Source organism: Flavobacterium magnesitis, from assembly GCF_041729735.1.
In the GTDB taxonomy this organism is placed as follows: Bacteria; Bacteroidota; Bacteroidia; order Flavobacteriales; family Flavobacteriaceae; genus Flavobacterium; species Flavobacterium magnesitis.
In genome coordinates, this window is the sequence record NZ_JBCFQK010000035.1 from 1 (window position 1) to 22,731 (window position 22,731).

General features: G+C 32.8%; 19 protein-coding genes and 1 pseudogene. 8 read left to right on the plus strand and 12 right to left on the minus strand.

The genetic code is table 11. The features are described 5' to 3' along the window. The 5 genes and pseudogenes from AAGV33_RS15680 to AAGV33_RS15700 form a co-directional block, all read right to left on the minus strand. A pseudogene (locus AAGV33_RS15680) lies at positions 1–369 on the minus strand (transketolase); the annotation flags it as partial. Between the two features lie 161 nt (positions 370–530). Continuing rightward, positions 531–2,048 (minus strand): flotillin family protein, encoded by a 1,518-nt coding sequence (locus tag AAGV33_RS15685; RefSeq protein ID WP_373393271.1) that lies wholly within the window; start codon positions 2,046–2,048, stop codon positions 531–533. A gap of 9 nt (positions 2,049–2,057) precedes the next feature. Further along, the gene (locus AAGV33_RS15690; RefSeq protein ID WP_373393272.1) at positions 2,058–2,627 is read right to left on the minus strand and encodes a serine protease; all 570 of its coding nucleotides are present in this window, start codon (positions 2,625–2,627) and stop codon (positions 2,058–2,060) included. A 93-nt stretch (positions 2,628–2,720) separates the two neighbouring features. Then, positions 2,721–3,275 (minus strand): RBBP9/YdeN family alpha/beta hydrolase, encoded by a 555-nt coding sequence (locus AAGV33_RS15695; RefSeq protein ID WP_373393273.1) that lies wholly within the window; start codon positions 3,273–3,275, stop codon positions 2,721–2,723. A 56-nt stretch (positions 3,276–3,331) separates the two neighbouring features. Continuing rightward, positions 3,332–4,894 (minus strand): protein adenylyltransferase SelO, encoded by a 1,563-nt coding sequence (locus tag AAGV33_RS15700; protein WP_373393275.1) that lies wholly within the window; start codon positions 4,892–4,894, stop codon positions 3,332–3,334. Between the two features lie 345 nt (positions 4,895–5,239). Between AAGV33_RS15700 and tgt the strand changes: the two genes are divergently transcribed. The 6 genes from tgt to AAGV33_RS15730 all read left to right on the plus strand — a co-directional run bounded on the left by tgt (position 5,240) and on the right by AAGV33_RS15730 (position 12,617). Next, positions 5,240–6,370: a tRNA guanosine(34) transglycosylase Tgt gene (gene tgt / locus AAGV33_RS15705; RefSeq protein WP_373393277.1), complete on the plus strand. Its 1,131-nt coding sequence runs from the start codon at positions 5,240–5,242 to the stop codon at positions 6,368–6,370. Between the two features lie 94 nt (positions 6,371–6,464). Continuing rightward, positions 6,465–7,553, plus strand: a complete 1,089-nt coding sequence (locus AAGV33_RS15710; RefSeq protein ID WP_373393278.1) for an LptF/LptG family permease — start codon at positions 6,465–6,467, stop codon at positions 7,551–7,553. Then, complete coding sequence (locus AAGV33_RS15715; RefSeq protein WP_373393280.1) at positions 7,540–8,442, plus strand: DMT family transporter; 903 nt, start codon at positions 7,540–7,542, stop codon at positions 8,440–8,442. Before AAGV33_RS15710 ends, AAGV33_RS15715 begins: the two co-directional genes overlap by 14 nt. 229 nt (positions 8,443–8,671) lie before the next feature. Beyond that, positions 8,672–9,625: an acetyl-CoA carboxylase carboxyltransferase subunit alpha gene (locus AAGV33_RS15720; RefSeq protein WP_373393281.1), complete on the plus strand. Its 954-nt coding sequence runs from the start codon at positions 8,672–8,674 to the stop codon at positions 9,623–9,625. 150 nt (positions 9,626–9,775) lie between these two features. Continuing rightward, a complete protein-coding gene (dnaB, locus tag AAGV33_RS15725; RefSeq protein ID WP_373393282.1) occupies positions 9,776–11,320 on the plus strand; it encodes a replicative DNA helicase in 1,545 nt (514 codons plus the stop codon). Positions 11,321–11,354: 34 nt separating this feature from the next. Continuing rightward, positions 11,355–12,617, plus strand: a complete 1,263-nt coding sequence (locus AAGV33_RS15730; protein ID WP_373393283.1) for an asparagine synthetase B — start codon at positions 11,355–11,357, stop codon at positions 12,615–12,617. Here AAGV33_RS15730 and AAGV33_RS15735 read toward each other — a convergent pair. The 7 genes from AAGV33_RS15735 to thrS all read right to left on the minus strand — a co-directional run bounded on the left by AAGV33_RS15735 (position 12,614) and on the right by thrS (position 19,079). Next, on the minus strand, positions 12,614–13,003 hold the full coding sequence (locus AAGV33_RS15735; protein ID WP_373393284.1) for a hypothetical protein: 390 nt from the start codon (positions 13,001–13,003) through the stop codon (positions 12,614–12,616). The two genes, AAGV33_RS15730 and AAGV33_RS15735, sit on opposite strands and share 4 nt — an antisense overlap. 170 nt (positions 13,004–13,173) lie before the next feature. After that, positions 13,174–13,845, minus strand: coding sequence for a response regulator (locus AAGV33_RS15740; protein ID WP_373393285.1), 672 nt, complete (start codon positions 13,843–13,845; stop codon positions 13,174–13,176). Between the two features lie 10 nt (positions 13,846–13,855). Then, the gene (locus AAGV33_RS15745; protein WP_373393286.1) at positions 13,856–15,544 is read right to left on the minus strand and encodes a tetratricopeptide repeat-containing sensor histidine kinase; all 1,689 of its coding nucleotides are present in this window, start codon (positions 15,542–15,544) and stop codon (positions 13,856–13,858) included. Positions 15,545–15,736: 192 nt separating this feature from the next. Next, positions 15,737–16,081, minus strand: coding sequence for a 50S ribosomal protein L20 (gene rplT / locus AAGV33_RS15750; RefSeq protein ID WP_035633036.1), 345 nt, complete (start codon positions 16,079–16,081; stop codon positions 15,737–15,739). Positions 16,082–16,245: 164 nt separating this feature from the next. Continuing rightward, positions 16,246–16,443 carry a 50S ribosomal protein L35 gene (gene rpmI, locus AAGV33_RS15755; RefSeq protein WP_007810722.1) on the minus strand — a complete coding sequence of 66 codons (198 nt, stop codon included), beginning with the start codon at positions 16,441–16,443 and terminating at the stop codon, positions 16,246–16,248. A 115-nt stretch (positions 16,444–16,558) separates the two neighbouring features. Then, on the minus strand, positions 16,559–17,116 hold the full coding sequence (gene infC, locus AAGV33_RS15760) for a translation initiation factor IF-3 (protein ID WP_373393294.1): 558 nt from the start codon (positions 17,114–17,116) through the stop codon (positions 16,559–16,561). Positions 17,117–17,132: 16 nt separating this feature from the next. Next, positions 17,133–19,079 carry a threonine--tRNA ligase gene (gene thrS / locus AAGV33_RS15765; protein WP_373393289.1) on the minus strand — a complete coding sequence of 649 codons (1,947 nt, stop codon included), beginning with the start codon at positions 19,077–19,079 and terminating at the stop codon, positions 17,133–17,135. 149 nt (positions 19,080–19,228) lie between these two features. On the opposite strand from thrS, the gene AAGV33_RS15770 reads away from it, so the two are divergent. Together AAGV33_RS15770 and AAGV33_RS15775 are read left to right on the plus strand one after the other, a co-directional pair. Continuing rightward, on the plus strand, positions 19,229–19,909 hold the full coding sequence (locus tag AAGV33_RS15770) for a biliverdin-producing heme oxygenase (protein WP_373393290.1): 681 nt from the start codon (positions 19,229–19,231) through the stop codon (positions 19,907–19,909). Beyond that, entirely contained in the window at positions 19,906–22,167 is a 2,262-nt protein-coding gene (locus AAGV33_RS15775) for an ATP-binding protein (protein WP_373393292.1), read from the plus strand. Before AAGV33_RS15770 ends, AAGV33_RS15775 begins: the two co-directional genes overlap by 4 nt. Positions 22,168–22,731: the final 564 nt, after the last annotated feature.

Sequence of the window (22,731 nt, forward strand, 5' to 3'; positions counted from 1 at the left end):
TTGACCTAAAGAACCAGATGCAATGCGTACTCCTGGCAAGTTGTCATGAGTTGTTGGATGTCCTTGTAATCTTGAGTTTAATAAACGGAAACTAGCTAATTCAGAAACTGGAAAATACCCGCTTCTAGCTAAAACGCTATAGAAAACTGGAGATATGTGTCCGTTGGATAGGAAGAATAAATCTTCACCAATTCCGTCCATGTCAAAACCTTCTTTGCGGTCCATTATATTTTGATATAAGGCTACTAAAAATTCAGTACAACCTAGAGAACCTCCTGGATGACCTGAATTAACAGCGTGAACCATTCGAAGGATGTCTCTTCTTACTTGGATAATTAAATCGTTTAATTGTTGAGTGTTAGGTTTCATTTTGATTGTAAAAGTTAAACTGTTGCAAATGTAAATTTTATTTTCCCGTAAGACAAATGATTTTTAGAATTGTTTATTATCAAACGTTATAGTAACAAAAAAAGCCCAAAATAAGGGCTTTTTGAAAATATCAGAATTATTTATCTGAAAATAAAGTCATTTTATTTATCGTCTTCAGTAGGCGTTTGAGGATTTGAAATAGTAGCCTCAATTTGATTTTCGCCTTTTAAATAATTCGGTAAATTGAGACCAGCCATATTAAATAAATCATTCAAAGGCGGTACCGTTTTCATCATTCCAGAGACAAAATTGGCTGTAGAACCATTTCCATCGGTGTTGTTTCCTGAATCCCAAACTGTGATTTTATCAATTTTGATGTTTTTAACCGCTTCAACTTGCGTTTTTACTAATTCAGGTAATTTTTCGATTAATAACAATTGGAAAGCTTGCGTTGGATCGCCACCAGCAGCGGCAACAACTTGTTTGTAACCTTCTGCTTGTTTGGTTAGAATTTCATAAAGTCCGTTTGCTTCAGCTTCCATTTTTGCAAAAATAGCATCCGCCTCTCCTTTAGCATTTTCTCTAATCGTTTCGGCTGCTGCTTGCGCTTCAATGATGGCTCTTTGTTTTGCTATTTCAGCAGGAATTACAATGTTGGCAATTTGTGTAGAACGTTCTCTTTCGGAACGAGCTAACTCTGCTTTTTGCTCTGCAACATACGATTCTTCTAAAGCTTTCGCTTGTTGTACTTTCTCCGCTGTAATAGCAATACGCAATGATTCTGCTTCTTTTTCTCTACGTAAAGCTTCCGAATTAGCAATCGCAATTTTAGCTTCGTTTTCTCCCTGAATCGCGATAGCATTCGCTTCCGAAGTTTTTACTCTGGTATCTCTTTGTGCTTCGGCTTTTCCAATCGCCTCATCTTTCGTCGCAGAAGCAATACTAATTTCACGGTCTTTTTGTGTAATAGCAATTTTTACATCTCGATCTCTGTGAGTTTCGGCAATTTGAGTGTCTTTTTCTCTGTCAGCCAAAGCTTTTCCAGTTTCACCAATTTTTTCTTGTTCGGCAACACTGATTTTGGCTTCGTTGATGGCTTTTGCGGCAGCTTCTTTTCCTAGAGCTTCAATATAACCCGATTCGTCTTTAATATCGGTTACGTTTACGTTGATTAATTTAAGACCAATTTTTCTCAATTCGCTGTCCACATTTTTAGAAATATTATCTAAAAATTTATCACGATCCGAATTGATTTCTTCAATAGTCATTGTAGCAATTACCAAACGCAATTGACCAAATAAAATATCTTTAGCTAATTCCTGAATTTGTTCTGATGTTAATCCTAATAATCTTTCCGCTGCGGTATTCATACTATCGGTTTCGGTCGAAATAGCAATAGTAAAACGACACGGAACATCTACTCGAATGTTTTGTCTACTTAAAGCATTAGTTAAGTTGGCTTCAATGGATAAAGGCTTCAAATCAAGAAAAGCATAATCCTGAATTACGGGCCAAATAAAAGAACCACCACCGTGGACACATTTTGCCGAAGTTCCTCCTGTTCTTCCGTAGATTACTAATATTTTGTCTGAAGGACATCTTTTGTATCTTGAAATTAAGGCTGAGATACTTACAAAAAATACAATTGCGGCTACTACAATAATTATTACTGGTGTCATGGATTGGTTTTAAATGGGTTGTACGATTATGATATTGTTGTTTTCTATTTTTATGATTTTTACGAGGCTTCCTGAAATTATTTTTTCATGATGTTCTGTCATAGCTTCTAATTCATGGAATGCACCATTAATGCTAATCATGATTTTTCCTTTTCCTGCTTTGCTTTGAGGAATAGTCAAATACACTTCTGCAGATTTGTTTAATGTATTTTGAAGTTTAAAAGTATTGTCTTCTTCTAGTTTTTGAACTTGTCTAATAATGATAAAAAATAAAAACACAAACAAGCATCCTACGATTACTGAAATAACAATCAATAAAATAGGATTACTAATAGTATTGTAGAATGAAATTCCTGTCCAACTAAAACCTAATAAAAAATTGATAAGATTTCGTAGTGAAAACAATTGAAAAGTTGTGTCGCCACCCTCAAGATTGCTGTCAAAATCAGCTTGAAGTCCGTCAGTTGAATCAACACCTAAAAAAGTCATTATTGCCTGTACAGTAAAAATTAAGGTAGTGGGGATAGCAACGTACCAAAAGGTTTTTAGCAAAGGGTCTAGATTTTCTATAATTTCCATAAGTATAACTTTTAACAGTAAAGTTTTTATAAGTTATACAAACATAATGAATTTACTTACTAAAGCAATAAGTGAGGTTTAAATTTTTTTTAGCTATTGATTTTCTTTAATTGATAGAAGTAAAAACTTAAGAATTTCTTGTCCTTCTTCCCAAAATCCCAATTGGGATGCAAAGTTAAGATGTCCTTTCGGACCCACATTATAAAAACGACTTCCCCATTTTTGGGCTAAAAATTCGGCTCTTTCAACTGAAATATAAGGATCGTTGCTGCTTGTGATAACAATAGATGGATATTTTAATTGATTCAAGGGAATAGGAGCGAAGTTCCAAATTTCTTCAGGTGTGTGTTCTGATGATTCTACATCGGCGGGAGCAACCAGTAAAGCGCCAGCAATTTTGCTAGTGTCATTTTGCTGTGACCAATGCGTCACTAAAGAAACTGCCAGACTGTGAGCCACAATAACAATGGGTGTTTCAATAGTTTTAATAGTTGCATCCAGATTGCTTAACCAATCCTGCAATTGTGGTTGGTTCCAATTGTCCTGAACTACTTTTTTTGTATTTGGGAAATGTTGTAACCAATTGTCTTGCCAATGTCCTGTTGTCGAATCGCCTAATCCGGGAACTATTAATAAGGTATATTTCATGTTGCTGTTAAATGCTAATAAAAATAAATTTGATAAATTTTGGTCAGATTAAATAACTAAGAACTACACGACAACATAGAACAACCTACTTTGTTTCTTGCCCAATCAGGGCGTTTGGCGAACCATTTTTCTTGATCTTTTTGTTCAGAATATGGATTTTTGAGTAAGTTGAAAAGTTCATCAATAAGGCTGTAATCTCCTTTATCAGCAGCATCGATGGCGAGTTGTGCCATATAATTGCGCAATACATATTTAGGATTGATGGCATTCATTTTTTCAATGTGTTCAACATTTGATTCTTTTTCCAATTGCAAACGGGAACTGTATTTTTCAAACCATTTTGTCCAGGCTTCGGTTATTTTGGGGAATTCTTCGATTGATGTATAGAAAGCATCCTGAATAATCGAAATGCCTTGTTCTGGATTTTCTTTTTGAAAATGGCTTAAGTTTCTATAGAAAATCGTCATGTCAGTTTCTGTTAAATGTAAATTATTTTCTAATTCCTGAACTAAAGTTTGATCGTTTTCGTTTTCGGTGAAAAGACCAATTTTAGAACGCATCATGTTCAAATATTTACTTTCGAAAGCAGTACCAAAATCGGCTAAAACAGTTTCTAATTTTTCTGCTTCTCCGATTAACGGAAATAAAGCATTGGCCAGTTGGTATAAATTCCAAAGCACTATATTGGGTTGGTTTCCGTAACGGTAACGTTTGTGTTGCGAATCGGTCGTATTGGGAGTCCAGCCATAATCATAACCTTCTAGCCAACCGTAAGGACCGTAATCAATAGTTAATCCCAAGATGGACATATTATCAGTATTCATTACTCCGTGTACAAAACCTACACGTTGCCAGTGAATGACCATTTCCAGACTGTTTTCCGCAACTTTTTTAAAAAACTGAAGATAACTTTCTTTAGAAAGCGTACCTAATTCAGGATAAAAATGTTTGATGGTGTAGTCAACTAATTTTTTTAGTGTTTCAATATCATTGCGAACAGCAAGGATTTGGTAATTTCCAAAACGTAAAAAGCTAGGCGCAATTCGGCTGACAATAGCTCCTTTTTCGTATGCAGGATTGCCATTGTAAAGTACGTCTCTTAAAACTTCGTCTCCCGATAAGGCTAAAGATAAGGCGCGGGTAGTAGGTACGCCAAGGTGAAACATGGCTTCACTACATAAATATTCCCGAATGGAAGAACGCAAAACCGCTAATCCATCGGCGGTTCTGGAATATGGTGTTTTTCCGGCGCCTTTAAGTTGGATTGCCCAACGCTGATTATTATGAACGATTTCGGTTAAATTGATAGCGCGTCCATCTCCGAGTTGTCCTGCCCAGTTTCCAAATTGATGTCCGCCATAACACATAGCATAAGGCTGGGTATTTGGTAAAATTTCGTTTCCAGTGAAGACATTTTTGAATTCGTCAGATTTCGCATCGGTTTCTGATAATCCTAAGTTTTCTAACATTTCTGGCGAAACATGTAGAATTTGAGGATTTGCTGTTTGTTTTGGTGTTACAAATGAAAAACAAGCATTTTCAACCTGTCTTACGTAGTTTTCTGTAATTGGGTCGGCTGGTAATTCTTTGTTGAAAGTATCTTGGATGTTGAGTTTCATTGTATTTGAAGTAAAATCATTAGTAATACAAAGTTACAAATATTAACACAGTAAAATTTAACCATTAAGCAGTTAAGGTGATTTAGTTTTTTAACCACATAAGTCACATAAGTTTTAAAAAAAATTAAGTTCATATAAGTGTAAATAGTGAAACAATATATTTTTATGACTTAATACAACTTAATTCCTTAATGGTTAAAAATAGCTCGTAATTTTTGTTTATTTGGATAATCCGTGGCTAAAAATTTTAAAAGGTAACGTTCTTACTTTGCTGTTAAAAACTGAGTAACATTTTCTAAATTAAACTATCTTTGCCAGCCGAACAATCGGAAGAAAAACCTTAGTATGAAGTTTGATTTATTACAAAAAGACCCACTTTCTAAAGCTAGAGCGGGGAGCATTACCACAGATCACGGTGTAATTGAAACGCCTATTTTTATGCCTGTAGGCACTGTTGCCTCGGTAAAAGGAGTGCATCAAAGAGAATTAAAAAACGATATTAATCCTGATATTATTCTTGGAAATACCTATCATTTGTATTTGCGTCCGCAAACAAAAATTTTAGAAGCAGCTGGTGGTTTGCATAAATTTATGAATTGGGATCGTAATATTTTGACTGATTCGGGAGGTTATCAGGTGTATTCTCTTTCGAATAATAGAAAAATTAAGGAAGAAGGAGTAAAGTTCAAATCGCATATTGATGGTTCTTATCATTTCTTTTCGCCAGAAAGTGTAATGGAAATTCAACGTACCATAGGAGCCGATATTATTATGGCTTTTGACGAATGTACGCCTTATCCTTGCGATTACAGATATGCACAACGTTCGATGCACATGACCCATCGTTGGTTGGATCGTTGTATCAATCATTTGGATAAAGTACCAGTAAAATACGGTTACGATCAGGCTTTTTTTCCTATTGTTCAGGGAAGTACGTATAAAGATTTAAGACGTCAATCGGCGGAATATATTGCGAATTCGAACCAGGTAGGAAATGCTATTGGAGGATTATCTGTTGGTGAACCTGCAGAGGAAATGTATGCGATGACTGAGGTCGTTACTGAAATTTTACCAGAAGATAAACCAAGGTATTTAATGGGAGTAGGAACGCCTATTAATATTTTGGAAAATATAGCATTAGGAATTGATATGTTTGATTGTGTGATGCCAACTCGTAATGCGAGAAACGGAATGTTGTTTACGGCTAATGGTACTATCAATATCAAAAATAAAAAATGGGAAGACGATTTTTCGCCAATTGACGAAATGGGAATTACATTTGTGGATACAGAATATTCAAAAGCGTATTTGCGTCATCTTTTTGCTGCCAATGAATATTTAGGAAAGCAAATCGCTACGATTCATAATCTTGGTTTTTATATGTGGTTAGTGCGTGAAGCCAGAAAACATATTATTGCGGGAGATTTTAGATCATGGAAAGAAATGATGGTAAAAAATATGAACCAACGGTTGTAAAAAAAAGATGGAAGTTGGGAGTTAGAAGTAGAAAGTTTTTTAGCTTCCATTTCTTAACTCCCAGCTCCCGGCTCATAACTTCTAACTTTAAAATATGTTAACAATATTAGATAAATATATCCTGAAAAGATATTTAGCCACTTTTGGGGCTATGTTGTTGATGTTTATCCCAATTGGGATTATAATTGATGTTTCGGAGAAGATTAATAAAATGATCGAAAATAAGGTGCCGTTTATTGAAATTGCGACCTATTACTATCATTTTACTATTTATTTTGCAAATGCCTTATTTCCAATATTTTTGTTTTTATCTATCATTTGGTTTACATCAAAATTAGCTAACAACACCGAAATTATTGCTATTTTGAGTTCTGGAATCTCATTTACACGTTTTTTACGACCTTTTATCATTGGTGCTACAATAGTTTCTATAGGGGTTTTATTAATGGGATTTTATGTAGTTCCCAGAGCCAGTGAAGGATTTAATAATTTCAGATATACCTATTTAAAATCGGGAGGAAGGGAACAAATGACGGGTGATAATACCGATGTTTACAGACAACTGAATGACCATGAATTTCTTTATGTAAGTAATTTTAATGCCGCTTCTAAAATGGCTTTTAATTTTTCTTTGGAACGATTTAACAAAGAAAAAATGGTTTCTAAAATTACAGCTAGTAGGATTAAATGGAATGAAAAAGACAGTACTTACACATTATATGATTACTCTAAAAGAACCGTTGGGAAATTAGGCGATAAGATTGAAATTTTACCTGAAAAAAATGTAAAATTTAAATTTGAACTCGAAGATTTAACTCCCGTAGTTTATATAGCTGAGACCTTACGACTTAATGAATTGATTGATTTTATTGATAAGGAAAAAAAGCGTGGTTCTTCTAATATTAACACTTACATGGTGGTTTTATATAAAAAATTCAGTGTTCCTGTTTCGGCATTTATCCTGACAATTATTGCCGTAGCAGTTTCTTCTATGAAACGAAGAGGTGGAATGGGAATGAATTTAACCATAGGAATCGCCGTAGCCTTTGGATTTGTGTTTTTTGATAAGATTTTTGGAGTACTGGCCGAAAAATCTACTTTTTCTCCTTTTATAGCAGTTTGGTTTTCTAATATTATTTTTGGAATTCTGGCTGTATATTTATTACGCAATGCCAAACGCTAGACTTAAAAGTTACTTACATCTTCATTTAATTGTTTTTATTTGGGGATTTACCGCCATTTTAGGTGCTTTGATCACGATTGCAGCCGATGTAATTGTTTGGTATCGAATGCTTTTTGCGGCTTTGTTTTTAGCATTTTATATTTTCTTTTCTAAGAGATCTTTCCGTATTGCTGGAGATTCTTTGCTTAAGCTAACCTTAGTAGGTTTATTAATCGCACTGCACTGGATTTTTTTCTTTCATGCCATTCATATTTCTAATGTTTCTATTACGTTGTCCGTTTTTTCATTGGGCGCTTTTTTAGCTTCCTTATTGGAACCGTTATTTTATGGTCGAAAAGTCCTTTGGTACGAAGTATTCTTTGGACTAATCATCATTGTCGCATTAGCAATAATCATGCAGGTTGAGGTGGCTTACTTTGAAGGAATGTTATTTGCTTTCGTCTCCATAATATTAGGCGTTTTGTTTACATTATTTAATGGAAAATTAATTCAGAAACACGATTCGGCAGTGATTACTTTTTATGAGTTTCTGGCAGGAGTGTTATTTATAAGTTGTTATTTCATTGTGCAAAATAAATTTACAATCGAATTTTTTACGGTTTCTTTCAATGATTGGGTTTTACTTCTTGTTTTGTCTTCTGTTTGTACTGCTTATGCTTTTACGGCATCGGTAAAAGTGATGAAACAATTGAGTCCTTACACTGTAATGCTAACAACGAATCTGGAACCCGTTTACGGAATTGTTTTGGCCTATTTTATTATTGGAGAAAAAGAAAAAATGAGTGCTTCGTTTTATGTAGGTGCTGTGATTATAATATTGACAGTGATTCTAAACGGAATTTTAAAACACCGACGAAACAATAAAATAAAAGCAACTAATGTTAGTTAGATATCGATTTTATAGAATGGATTCAATTATCAAATTGAAAAATAGGTTCGAATAAGAATAGTTTTTTGGTTTGATTTTCAGTAAGATGAGGTTTTTAATGCACTTTGTAAAAGAATTGTATTATAGATTGTATCTTTGCCAAGTAAGACTAAAATAAAAAATAAGCGGGTGTAAATGATTTAAAATTTTATATTTGCACTTCCAAATAAAATAATAACGCACAAATCCTATGGAATATTTAGATTTTGAGCTTCCAATAAAAGAACTTGAAGACCAGTTAAACAAATGTCAGGTTATTGGAGAAGAATCAGATGTTGATGTTACAGCTACTTGTACTAAAATCAATGAAAAACTGATTGAAACTAAGAAGAATATTTATGAAAATCTTTCTGCTTGGCAACGTGTGCAATTATCAAGGCATCCAAGCCGACCTTATACTTTAGATCACGTTAGAGGACTTTGTGGAGAAACTTTTTTAGAACTTCACGGAGATAGAGGATTTAAGGATGACAAAGCCATGATAGGTGGTTTAGGGAAAATTGGTGGTCAGTCTTTTATGATTATTGGTCAGCAAAAAGGATACAATACTAAAACACGTCAATATAGAAATTTTGGGATGGCAAATCCTGAAGGATATCGTAAAGCTTTGCGATTGATGAAAATGGCGGAGAAATTTGGAATTCCTGTAATTACTTTAATCGATACTCCGGGAGCTTATCCAGGTTTAGAAGCTGAAGAGCGTGGACAAGGTGAAGCTATTGCCAGAAATATTTATGAAATGGTTTTGCTTAAAGTGCCTATTATTACCATTATTGTAGGTGAAGGTGCTTCGGGAGGAGCATTAGGAATTGGAGTAGGAGACCGTGTTTATATGCTTGAAAATACTTGGTATTCGGTTATTTCTCCTGAATCCTGTTCTTCTATTTTATGGAAAAGTTGGGAATATAAAGAGAAAGCTGCTGATGCATTGAAGCTGACTTCTGCCGATATGAAAAAGCAAGAATTAATAGATGATATTATTCCAGAACCTCTAGGTGGAGCACATTACGACAGAGAAACTACTTTTAAAACAGTTGAAGAATATATCCTAAAAGGATATAACGAATTGAAAGTTTTATCAACAGCTGACTTAATTGCTCAAAGAATGGATAAATACACTAAAATGGGAGAATTTAAAGAATAATAATCCTTTTTTAAGATATAATCCGTCTCGTGCTAAAACCTAGAACGAGACGGATTTTTTTTGGGTTATAAACAAAAAAAGTACAGTTATAAACATATTGTTGTAATAACTAAACTGCATTTTTTTTAAAAAATATGTTACTTTCGTAGTATGGAAAATTTCAAGAATGTTAAGCCTGTTAAGGTGGATAAAACGACTATTATAAACTTAGAAAAAGGAAAGCTTCCTCCGCAAGCTCTTGATTTAGAAGAAGCTGTGCTTGGGGCGATGATGATTGATAAAAAAGGAGTTGATGATGTTATTGATATCCTACAGCCAGACGCATTTTATAAAGAAGCCCATAAACATATTTTTGAAGCAATTGTTCAATTGTTTACAGAAACCCAACCTATCGATTTATTGACTGTCTCAGCACAGTTGAAAAAAAATGCAAAATTAGAGTTAGCAGGAGGCGATTTTTATTTAATTCAGCTAACGCAAAAAATATCATCATCTGCGCATATTGAATTTCACTCGAGGATTATTCTTCAAAAATTCATTCAACGTAGTTTAATTCGAATTTCTTCTGAAATTATCGAAGATTCTTATGATGAAACTACCGATGTTTTTGATTTATTAGACAAAGCAGAATCTAAACTTTACGAAGTTACCCAGGGAAATATCAAACGTAGTTCGGAAACAGCGCAAAGTTTAGTATTACAAGCTAAGAAGAAAATTGAAGAAATTAGTAAAAAAGAAGGTTTAAGTGGTGTTGAGACTGGATTTACTAATTTAGATAAATTGACTTCAGGGTGGCAGCCAAGTGATTTAATTATCATTGCAGCACGTCCGGCGATGGGAAAAACAGCTTTTGTATTGTCAATGGCTAGAAATATGGCAATTAATTACGGACACGGAGTAGCTGTATTTTCACTAGAGATGGCATCAGTACAGTTAATTACCCGTTTGATTTCGTCTGAAACAGGCTTGTCATCAGAGAAATTAAGAACTGGTAAATTAGAACCACACGAATGGACAATGTTGAGTACTAAGGTGAAAGATTTAGAAAAAGCACCTCTGTTTATTGATGACACGCCTTCACTTTCGATATTTGATTTAAGAGCAAAAGCAAGACGTTTGCATTCACAACATGGTATAAAGATTATCATTATTGATTATTTGCAGTTAATGACAGCCGGAGGAAATGGAAAAGGTGGAGGAAATCGTGAACAAGAGATTTCTACTATTTCCCGAAATTTAAAAGCTTTAGCGAAAGAATTAAATATTCCGGTAATTGCACTTTCTCAGTTATCGCGTGCCGTTGAAACCCGTGGATCCAGTAAAAGACCTTTACTTTCTGACCTTCGTGAATCGGGAGCGATTGAGCAGGATGCCGATATTGTATCGTTTTTATATCGTCCTGAATACTACAAAATTGATGAATGGGATGATGATGAAGCAGCTCCTACAGCAGGACAAGCCGAAATTATGATTGCAAAACACCGTAATGGTGGAATTGAAAATGTTCGTTTGAAATTCATAGGTCATTTAGGGAAGTTTGATAACTTAGATGATTATAGCGGAGGTTATGATGCAGATTTACCTTCATCAATGAATCAGGATGAAAATGCTTTTATTACTAAAAATCTACCTTCTCCTCATGAAGCATTTGGAAGTAATTTGAATGATGACGACGATGATGATATGCCGTTTTAAGATAAAAGCTTTATATTTGAAATAAAACACTCTAATGGTTTTTAAAAAAATAGCTTTTCTTATTATTGTCTTACTCTCTTTTTCAGTAAAGGCTTCTTTTATTTTGTTGCCAATGGATGAAACTTCGCAGCAAAATCATCTTAAAGCTTACGGAATTACCTATTGGTGTTTAGATAAAAAATACAAGGCAAGCTGGTTGCTTAATTATCGCGGAGGTTCATTTTTATTACCTGATGCAACTGAAATTAGAAAAGAATGTCAGATTAGAGGAGTTAGTTTCGAAATACTTTCTAATAATGAAGAGCAATCTATTTTAAACGAAATTGCAAGTCCATCCCAAAATATGGAAAATGTAATTCTGGAAAAAGCACCAAAAATAGCGGTGTATACTCCAAAAGGGAAGAAACCTTGGGATGATGCTGTGACTTTGGTCTTAACTTATGCCGAAATTCCCTTTACTGCAATTTATGATGAAGAAGTTTTAAGCGATCAATTGGTTCTTTACGATTGGTTGCATTTGCATCATGAAGATTTTACTGGACAATATGGTAAGTTTTATAGTTCGTATCGAAATGTACCTTGGTACATAGAACAAAAAAAAGATGCTGAAAATCTTGCTGCTAAATTAGGTTATGCTAAAGTTTCTCAAGAAAAAGGTGCTGTAGCCAAGAAAATTAGAGATTTTGTTGTGGGTGGCGGATTTATGTTTGCCATGTGTTCAGCAACAGATAGTTTTGATATTGCCTTATCTGCTGATGGAGTTGATATTTGTGAACCAATGTTTGACGGCGATCCAAGTGAGGCTAATTATCAATCCAAATTGAATTATACTAATTCTTTTGCATTTAAAGATTTTACATTAGAACGCAGACCAGAAAAATATGAGTTTTCAGATATTGATATGACCGAAAAACGAATAGTTCCTATGGAGAAAGATTATTTTACTCTGATGGAATTTTCGGCTAAATGGGATCCGATTCCTTCTATGCTTTGTCAAAATCATACCCAACTTGTAAAAGGATTTATGGGGCAAACCACCGCTTTTGATGCCAAATTAGTGAAATCAAATATTATAACTTTAGGAAGCTGTGAGTTAAATGGTGAAGCAAGATACATTCATGGGCAAAAAGGAAAAGGAATGTTTTGTTTTTATGGAGGTCATGATCCTGAAGATTACCAACATAAAGTTGGCGATGCTCCAACCGTACTGGATTTACATCCTAATTCACCAGGATATCGATTGATTTTGAATAATGTTTTGTTTCCTGCTGCCAAAAAGAAAAAGCAAAAAACTTAATCAACTTTTAGTTTATATTTGACACCATTAATATCGGTTGCCATTATTCCATTAGAATTAATATGCTCGCTAATAATTTCGATTTCTGTATTGTCGTTTCCTTTTAAAACTCCAATTCCTATTTCGTCTTCAAGATTAATAACTCCATTCACATTTTTTTCATTTTCATCTGTTCCTTTAACTTGATGATTGTATTTTTTGTTATTTGTTGAAGAATAGTAGTAAAACTCGTTTGAATTATTAATTGTCGATTTTTTAGGGTTTTCTTGTTTTTTGCTCTCTTTTTTTAATTCTTTTTTGTCTTTTTCTTTATTGATACAGGACGTTGAATTTATTAATAATCCTATGATAATACACTGGTAAAGAATGTTTATTTGAGTTCTCATAGTTGAATGATTTGTTTTTTAACTATGTAATTTTATTATTAGTGAGTTTAAAAAATAGTTTAAAACCCAAATTTATAACTAATAAAAATATTTTTTTTACGGAAAACCGTAAATGAACTGCTTTTTTTGGAACGAAATTATGTAATGTAACTAGTTAGTATGAGATTAATTTAGATTAATCCCATATCTTTTGCTAGAGCAATAAGATGTACATTGTTGTTTGCTTTAAAGTAGGTTTTGAGTTTGTTGAGTCGTTTTTCAATACTACTATTCCCATTTGGGAGTATTCCTGATTTTTTAAACTCGGATGCGATTTCGTTTATAATTAACCCTTTCGATAATAATTTTAATAACGATATATCATAAGCTTCTATTTCTATTATTGATTTTTCGGTTATTGTATTGATATTTGTTTCAGGTAATAGAATTCTACTGTTGCCATTATAAATGCTTTGTATCGCTTTTTCTAATTCTTTAATACTATTTCTTCCTTTTATTACATACGCATCAATTTCTAAATTATTGAATAATGAGTTTATTTTAAAAGATTTGTCTTCAATAGAAAATACGATTGTCTTAATTGTAGGTTGTATTTTTTTTACAGCAGCAATCAATTCTTCACCATTGACAAGTTTGCTTTCTCTATGATCTTGTTTAAAAGACAAGTCACTTATTAATAAGTCAAATGGTTCGTTTTCTGCCAAAGATTTTTTTATTTTGAGCATGGCGTCATCACAATATTTTACATGCTGAATATCAGTTATAGATAAGTTTTCTAAGGTTTGTATGATGGTTTGACTAATAGAATCTAAGTCCTCGGCAATTAATACTTTTTTAAACATACTAACTTATTTATATTGGAATAATCATATTTATTTTAACGCCTTTATTTGTTTTGCTATCAAAAGTAAAGTTTCCATTGATAGCTGTAATTCTGTTTTCTACATTTTGAAGTCCATTTTTTTTAATATTTGTTTCAAGATTAATCCCGATTCCGTTGTCAAAATAATTTAAAAGAAGATTGTTTTCTTGCTTTTTAAATGAAACAATAGCTAAGTTACATTTACTGTGTTTTTTCATATTCACTAATAATTCTTGCAGCACCCTATAGATTGTGATTTTTTTAAAATTAGTTATGCTTGACCAATCAATATTGTCTAAACCATTGATCATAACATTTACAGAATGATTTTTAAAACTATAAATCATTTCTTTTAAGTTGGCCTCAAAAAGATTTCCTGTTTCAATTAGGCTGTTTTCTCTCGAAATATTTCTTGCTGTCAAATAAATACTGTCTAAATTCCCGAGTAATTTTTCGGTATTATTGGTAGAAGATAAATCCTGAGTTTCAGCAAAATTAATTGTTTGAAAAATATCATTAGCTAATTCATCATGTAATTTTTTTGCAATCCTAATTTCAGTATTGTAAGCTGTTTGAAGTTTTTCTTTTTTGTTTTTCTCAATTAGATAGTAGTAGATAAATCCCAAAATAATAATTAAGATTACTATTGTAAAGACAGTTATTATGTTTTTGTTTTTTTCTAATTCCTGTCGTAATTCTTTTTCGGCTTTCAATTTCTGATTTTCTTCTTTTTCTTTTTTAGAATCGTATTTCAATTTCGCGAAATAGTTTTTTGCTTTTTGCCTAACTTTAGTAATACTGTCGTTAAGATGGATGTATTTAAGAGAGAGTTTTTTTAATTCTTCTCCAGTGTTGTGTTTGATTAATAAACTTAATCCTAGTAAGCGATCGTCAGGGTTGTTATACTCTGTTGCTTTTTGATAAAGTAAATAGGCATATTTAGTTGCTTTTTTTTCGTCTTTTTTTGAATAATATTGATTTAGGTTATGATAATTAGCTGTTAAATCATAATCATTATCAGCTGTTGAATCCATATTAGAATTAAGCTTTAATGATTTATTGAGATATTTAATAGCATTTGGGTTACCAATTTTAAAGTAACTATAACCTAGGTCATTTAATATCCCAGAGGTGTAATATTTGTTTTGTTTTATTTCTTTTTCATCAAGTAATGGAAGTAAAATTTCAATAGCTTTTTTATATTCTTTTTTTTGTTTGTAAGTATGACCAATGTTGAGTATGCTTAATAATTTACGTCTTTTATCAACATTAAATGTAGATGCTTTTTTATAATAATAGAGGGCTTCGTCATAATTTCCTTGGCAAGCATAGTTGAAAGCCAATATGTTGTGAAATTTGTGTTTTTGCTTGTCACTTTTAACTTTTTCAATAATGGATATTGTTTCTACAATGGAACTTTCAGCACCAGCATAATCTCCTTGTAGTTGCTGAGCCATTGTCAAAATAAACATTGAAATAGAATACTTTCTAAATTCCTTTTCAGGACTGATTATTAGTTTTGTCTTGTTGGCGTAGTAAAAGGCGCTGTCGTATTTAGAATTATCGTAATAATCGTTGGCAAGTTTATAGTATTGATTAACTTGTTTTGTATTGTATGTGTTGTCTTTTAAAACAACGTCTTCCTTTTTATGACAAGAATAAAAGGATAAGATTAACAATAATAGAGTTATTGTTTTGAGAATTATTTTTCGAAAAATCATTTTACTAAAATACTATTTTTCTGTATAACTAAAAATCTGGCAAAGTTAATTGTGAGAGGTTTTCTGAATTTTTCGAAAAACAAAAAACCTCATTCGAAAGAATGAGGTTTTTCTATAAGTAAGTAATTCTAAATTGAGTTGATAAAACGTTTATTTTACTTTATTAAGTACAGCTTTGAAAGCTTCTGGGTGGTTCATAGCTAAATCAGCAAGAACTTTTCTGTTCAATTCGATTCCGTTAGCTTTAACTTTCCCCATGAATTGTGAATAAGACATTCCTTCTAAACGAGCTCCAGCGTTGATACGTTGAATCCATAAAGCACGGAAATTTCTTTTGTTCACTTTTCTATCACGGTATGCATAGCACATTGCTTTTTCTACCGCATTCTTTGCAACTGTCCAAACGTTTTTACGTCTACCAAAGAAACCTTTGGCTTGCTTCATTATTTTTTTTCTTCTTGCTCTTTTAGCAACTGAATTTACCGATCTTGGCATAATTTTATTGTTTTTTTGTAGCAGGCGTCCCGAATTTAATCAAGAGAACTTAAGGCCATACTCCAAGGTTATTGAAATTGTTTTTAACCTAAAGAATAAAAAAGTTAGAGGTTAGAAGTTGTAAGTTTTAATACTCATAACAAACAACTTTTAACGATTAACAATTATATAATTCTTAATTGTTGTTTGATGCTTTTCATATCTGTAGAGTGAACTAGCGCTGAGTGTGTCAAAGCTAATTTACGTTTCTTAGATTTTTTAGTCAAGATGTGACTTTTAAAAGCGTGTTTTCTTTTAATCTTTCCAGAACCAGTAACTTTAAAACGTTTCTTGGCGCTAGATTTGGTTTTCATTTTAGGCATTTTTTCCTAGTGTTTTAATTTATTCCTACTTACTTATCTTTGTGAGCTGGCTAAGCTAATATTGCTTTTACTAACTCATTATGTTTTCTGCAATCTGCGTTTTGCAAACTGAATACTATTTCTTTTTCTTTGGAGCAATGAACATAATCATTCTCTTTCCTTCAAGAACAGGCATAGCTTCTACTTTACCAAATTCTTCTAAATCTGTAGCTAATCTTAATAATAAGATTTGACCTTGATCTTTATAAATAATAGAACGCCCTTTAAAGAAAACAAATGCTTTTAATTTAGCACCTTCTTTTAAGAATTTTTCAGCGTTTTTTCTTTTAAACTCATAATCATGCTCATCAGTTTGAGGGCCAAAACGGATTTCTTTAACAACAACCTGTGAAGATTTTGCTTTTAGAACTTTTTCACGTTTCTTTTGCTCATAGACAAACTTTTTGTAGTCCATGATTTTACAAACCGGTGGATCTGCATTTGGTGAAATTTCAACTAAATCTAGTTCAAACTCGTCCGCTAGTCTTAATGCTTCGGAAAGTTTAAAAACTCCAGGCTCAATGTTTTCACCTACAAGCCTTACTTCTTGCACTCCACGAATAAGATTGTTTATCCTGTGTGCATCTTTTTTTTCTACGCGAGGTTGGTAACCTCTGTTGCTTCTTATTGCTATGACTTTAAAATTTAAGTTAAACTGTAAATACTTTTAATGTTTTGTTTATTTCTTCGGTAACAATCGAAGCAAATTCTTCTATTGTTACGGTAACGTTTCCTTTTCCTTCTTGACCATGACGACGGATAGAAATAGTTCCATTTTTCTCCTCTTCTTCACCTACAATTAGCATGAACGGGATTTTTTGCATCTCGGCATCCCTAATTTTCTTACCAATTGTCTCATTTCTGTTGTCAATTAGCCCGCGAATTTCGTGATTTTCTAGCAAATCTAAAACTTTTTTAGCATAATTTTCATATTTCTCGCTCAAAGACAATATAATAGCCTGTTCTGGCATCAGCCAAAGCGGGAAATTTCCTGCTGTATGTTCCAGTAAGATAGCTATAAAACGTTCCATAGACCCAAAAGGAGCTCTATGAATCATCACTGGACGATGCAATTCGTTGTCTGATCCTTTATATGTTAATTCGAAACGCTCAGGTAAGTTATAATCAACTTGGATTGTTCCTAGTTGCCATTGTCTTCCCAACGCATCTTTTACCATGAAGTCTAATTTTGGTCCGTAGAAAGCAGCTTCACCATATTCTACAACAGTGTTTAAACCTTTGTCAGCGGCAGCATTGATAATTGCATTTTCAGCTTTTTCCCAATTTTCATCTGTACCAATATATTTATCTCTGTTCTCTTTATCTCTTAATGAAATTTGAGCAGTAAAATTTTCGAAACCTAATGAACCAAATACATAAAGAACCAGGTCTATTACTTTTTTAAACTCTTCATCTAATTGTTCTGGAGTACAAAAAATATGTGCATCATCCTGAGTAAATCCTCTTACACGAGTCAAACCATGTAATTCTCCAGACTGTTCATATCTATAAACTGTTCCAAATTCAGCATAACGCTTCGGTAAATCTTTGTATGACCAAGGTCTTACATTGTAGATTTCGCAGTGGTGAGGACAGTTCATAGGTTTCAATAAAAACTCTTCACCTTCAGCTGGAGTATTTATTGGTTGAAAACTATCAGCACCATATTTCGCATAATGACCAGAAGTTACGTATAATTCTTTTTGACCAATATGTGGAGTAACTACTTGCTCGTAACCAGCTTTTTTCTGAGCTTTTTTCAAAAATTGTTCTAATCGATCTCTTAAAGCAGCTCCTTTTGGTAACCATAATGGTAAACCTTGACCCACTTTTTGAGAAAAAGCAAATAATTCCAATTCTTTTCCAAGTTTACGGTGATCGCGACGTTTTGCTTCTTCAAGAAGTAAAAGGTACTCTGTTAAGTCTTTTTGTTTTGGGAAAGAAGTTCCGTAAACACGAGTCAACTGTTTGTTTTTTTCATCACCTCTCCAGTAAGCACCAGCAACACTCATTACTTTCATTGCTTTAATAAGTCCAGTGTTTGGAATATGACCTCCACGACATAAGTCGGTAAAAGTATCGTGATCACAAAATGTGATTGTTCCGTCTTCTAGATTCGAAATCAATTCTGTTTTGTATACATTGTCTTTGTATAATTCTAAAGCTTCTGCTTTAGTAACAGGGCGAAGTTTGAATTCGTGTTTTCCTCTCGAGATTTCTAAAACACGGTCTTCGATTTTCTTGAAATCAGCTTCAGTGATTTTTTGATCTTCAAAATCCACATCGTAATAAAAACCATTTGCAATAGCTGGACCAAGAGTTAATTTAATTCCTGGGTACATTTCTTCAAGAACTTGTGCCATTACGTGAGAAGTAGAGTGCCAAAAAGCTTTTTTGCCTTCTAAATCATTCCATGTGTATAATGTAAGACTGCCGTCCGTCGTTAAAGGAGTTACTGTTTCTATAGTTATACCATTAAAAGAAGCCGAAATCACATTTCTAGCAAATCCTTCGCTAATGTTTTTAGCAACATCCATCGGAGTTGTGCTTTTTGCAAACTCTCTAACTGACCCATCGGGCAAAGTAATCTTTATCATTCCTTAAATTTTATGGACTGCAAAGATAAATGATTTAGAATAACTTCAATAATAGGTTCTGGATAATTTTTTGAAGATACTAACGGTTTTTTAAAATAAAATAGGGTGTGTGGTAATTGTGTGGAATTTCTAAAGTAATTTGATTAATTTTGAAAAATTACGAAGTTCAATATAATCTTTACATTGGCATCAATGCTTTGGTGGCAAACAGTATCAATACTATTTTAATGATAAATTCTCATAACGAAACCGTTTCTCAAGTCTCTTTTTTAGATAAGCTTAGGTTGTCTACTTCACCTCTTCATAAACAATTAGAATCAGTGCCTCTGTCTCAGATAGTTGTTTCGCCACAAATCACAGTTCAAAAATATGCCGAATATTTGTTGGTTATGGAGTGTGTAATTAGAGATGTTGAGGCAAAAGTGTATCCTGTGATTTCAAATTTTATTTCAGATATTGATCAAAGAAAAAAGTTGAGTTGGATACAAGATGATTTAGAGGTGTTGGGTTTTTCAGTACTAAATGAAGCTACAGCATTCGATGCTGATTTTGAAGTTCCATTTGCATTGGGGATTCTTTATGTTTTAGAAGGTTCTTCGCTTGGAGGTAGAGTTATTTTGAAAAATATTGAAAAACAATTAGGTTTTAATGCAGAACGTGGTGCTAAATATTTTTCTGGCTATAAGGAAAATACTGGTTCATTGTGGAAAAGTTTTCTTTCGGAAATGGTTCAATATGAGCAAGATCATGATTGCAGTAATGCAATTATTGAAGGGGCTAATTTTGCTTTTGAAATTATTCGTGAGCAATTTGAAAGAGGTAATAGATGAAGATAAGAGACATTGTAAATAGGGATATTGTAAATCTCATCAATTGTGAAAATGAGCCAATACATATTCCAGGAAGTATTCAGCCTCATGGTTTGTTGATTGGTTTGACAAAAGAATTTAAGATTGTTTTTTGTAGTGAAAACATTTCTGAATTCCTGTCTTTTAGGCATACGGAAGTTTTAGGTAAAGATTTCAAGGATGTTTTTGGTAGTGAAAATTTTAGTATAATCAAGGATTCTTCGCTAAAGGAAAATGTGCTTCAGGTGAAGATGGAATTGGAAAAGAAGATTTTTCAATGTTTTTTTCATCAGAGTAATGATTATTATGTGTTTGAAGCGGAACCTTCTAAGGTTGGAGTAGAGGAGATTACAGATGTTTATAATCAAACACTTCAGTTTATAAACTACATGAATACTACACAGTCGCTTAAAAGTCTTTGTCAGATGGTTGCTAAAGAGACAAGGTCATTAACGGGATATGATCGTGTAATGGTTTATCGTTTTGATAAAGAATATAATGGTGAGGTGTATGCGGAATGTTGTCGTGAAGATTTAGAACCGTTTTTGGGCTTGCATTATCCACATACAGATATTCCCGTGCAGGCAAGAGAATTGTATATGCGTAATGTGTTAAGGTTGATCACTGATATAGATTATACACCCGTACCTATATATACAATAGATGATGATGGTAATAAAAACTTAGATTTGAGTTTGTCTGTTTTAAGGAGTACTTCGCCTATACATGTTGAGTATTTGAAAAACATGGGTGTTGGTGCAACATTAACTATTTCGCTGATACATCAAGGAAAACTTTGGGGGTTAATAGCATGTCATCATTATTCGTCAAAAAATCTCACTCCAGAAATAAGACTAGCTGCACAGCTTCAGGGGCAGTTTATTACTTCTCAAATAGATGTGAGGCAGTCAAATGAGGAATATGAGGTTTCTAGAAAAACAAATAATGCTCTGGAGAAAGTTACAGGTTTTGATTTGCCTCCTATTATGGAGTCTTTTAAAATTATTAGCGTTAATCCAGAATTGCTTAAGCTTTGTAATGCTTCAGGAGTTTCGCTATATATAAATGGGGAGGTGTATAAAAATGGAGTAACTCCGCCTGGAAATATTATTCCGTCTTTGTCAAGTTGGCTTTCTGAGTATTCTAATGAAGGTAGTTTTGTTACAGAGAAGATTGTTGATTTTGTTCCAGCTATGAAATCTGTCTGGGATAAAGTTTCTGGAGTTATTTATTATTCGTTAGGTAAAAATAATTCTATTATTTGGTACAGGACGGAGACTATAACAGAAGTGAATTGGGGTGGAGATCCTACTAAAGCAATTGTTAAAGATGAAAACGGATTGCATCCAAGAAATTCTTTTGCAAAATGGAAACAGGTTAATAAAAATAAAAGTACTCCGTGGTTGCATCCTGAACTTAATGCTGCGGCAAAATATGCACATGCTCTACAAAAGCAAATTAACCTTATGTTGTTGAGTGATGAAGAAATTAAATATCGCAAATTAAGTGAAAAGTTAAAAGAGAGTAATGAGGAGCTGCAGAATATAAATTGGATTAGTACACATGATCTTCAGGAGCCTTTGCGAAAAATACAAATTATTTCCTCTATGGTTTTGTTTAAAGAAAAAGACAATATGAGTGAAAATATGATTGTTTCTTTGCATAAGATGAATAAGTCAGCTATGCGGATGCAAAATCTATTAGCGGATATACTTAAATATACAAAAGTTAAAAATTCAGCTAAAGCATTTGAGCTGATTGATATGAATCAGATTGTAAAAGAAGTTATTTTAGATATAAAAGAAAGTATAGTTGATGCAGATGCTGAAATTATTACTTCTGATTTACCTTCTGTATATGCTGTTCCTTTTCTTATTAAGCAACTTATTTCAAATATCCTTTTGAATTCTCTTAAATATTCTTCTCCAGATAGAAAGCTACTTATTACTATTTCTGTAGAAAAAGATGTTAAGGATGTTAATTTAGGGGATTCAACGTACTTTAAGTTTGTTTTTGTTGATAATGGAATTGGTTTTCATCAAGAATACTCTGAAAAGATATTTAATATTTTTACAAGGTTGCATAGTCAGAATGAATATGTAGGCTCTGGTGTAGGTTTGGCTTTATGTAAAAAAATAGTTCAAACGCATAATGGGTATATTACCGCAAAAAGTTCTTTAGGTAATGGAGCTGTGTTTATGGTTTATTTGCCATCTCAAAGTGGTTCCGCTTTAATTTGATTTGGTTCTTTTTTTTAAACTTTAAACTTTTTGTTTTTTAAATTGCATGTTTTCAGTTGATTAAAAAATAGTTTTAAAATAGTTTGCAAAATCTATTGTTAAAACGAATAAAGTAGCTACTTTTGCACCCGCAACGACGCAGACGTTCTACTATATACTGACAAACATTAAATCAAAGAGAAGAATTATTTCTTTAAAAAAAGGTTTAAAAAAGTTTGTGAGATTAAGAAATGGATGTTACATTTGCACCCCGCAAAAGGGTTAAGTTATTTGGGAGATTGGTAAGGATTTTTAGAGAAAGAGGGGGAGAAATTCTTCGAAAAAAAAACTTTAAAAAATTCTTGCGAGATTAAAAAGAAGTTGTACTTTTGCACCCGCTTCGAGAAACACGCCAAGCGCGTTAAACGAGAAGAGAAAAACAAGAAGAACACGTTCCTAGACATATTGAATTGACAGCCGTCTTTATCGAAAGATAGAGACAAAAGAATAAGAGTAATAGAATCGAGAGATTAGAATGAACCACTAGAATTTTCAGTCAAATAAATAAAGAGATGCAAATCTCAA

Coding starts and splice junctions, on each gene's coding strand:
- AAGV33_RS15740 (WP_373393285.1), bottom strand. CDS start 13,845: ATGTTTAAAAAAGTATTAATTGCCGAGGACTTAGATTCTATTAGTCAA.
- thrS (WP_373393289.1), bottom strand. CDS start 19,079: ATGATAAAGATTACTTTGCCCGATGGGTCAGTTAGAGAGTTTGCAAAA.
- AAGV33_RS15695 (WP_373393273.1), bottom strand. CDS start 3,275: ATGAAATATACCTTATTAATAGTTCCCGGATTAGGCGATTCGACAACA.
- AAGV33_RS15685 (WP_373393271.1), bottom strand. CDS start 2,048: ATGACACCAGTAATAATTATTGTAGTAGCCGCAATTGTATTTTTTGTA.
- dnaB (WP_373393282.1), top strand. CDS start 9,776: ATGGAAAATTTCAAGAATGTTAAGCCTGTTAAGGTGGATAAAACGACT.
- tgt (WP_373393277.1), top strand. CDS start 5,240: ATGAAGTTTGATTTATTACAAAAAGACCCACTTTCTAAAGCTAGAGCG.
- rplT (WP_035633036.1), bottom strand. CDS start 16,081: ATGCCAAGATCGGTAAATTCAGTTGCTAAAAGAGCAAGAAGAAAAAAA.
- AAGV33_RS15775 (WP_373393292.1), top strand. CDS start 19,906: ATGAAGATAAGAGACATTGTAAATAGGGATATTGTAAATCTCATCAAT.
- AAGV33_RS15715 (WP_373393280.1), top strand. CDS start 7,540: ATGCCAAACGCTAGACTTAAAAGTTACTTACATCTTCATTTAATTGTT.
- AAGV33_RS15720 (WP_373393281.1), top strand. CDS start 8,672: ATGGAATATTTAGATTTTGAGCTTCCAATAAAAGAACTTGAAGACCAG.
- AAGV33_RS15710 (WP_373393278.1), top strand. CDS start 6,465: ATGTTAACAATATTAGATAAATATATCCTGAAAAGATATTTAGCCACT.
- AAGV33_RS15700 (WP_373393275.1), bottom strand. CDS start 4,894: ATGAAACTCAACATCCAAGATACTTTCAACAAAGAATTACCAGCCGAC.
- AAGV33_RS15730 (WP_373393283.1), top strand. CDS start 11,355: ATGGTTTTTAAAAAAATAGCTTTTCTTATTATTGTCTTACTCTCTTTT.
- AAGV33_RS15690 (WP_373393272.1), bottom strand. CDS start 2,627: ATGGAAATTATAGAAAATCTAGACCCTTTGCTAAAAACCTTTTGGTAC.
- rpmI (WP_007810722.1), bottom strand. CDS start 16,443: ATGCCTAAAATGAAAACCAAATCTAGCGCCAAGAAACGTTTTAAAGTT.
- AAGV33_RS15735 (WP_373393284.1), bottom strand. CDS start 13,003: ATGAGAACTCAAATAAACATTCTTTACCAGTGTATTATCATAGGATTA.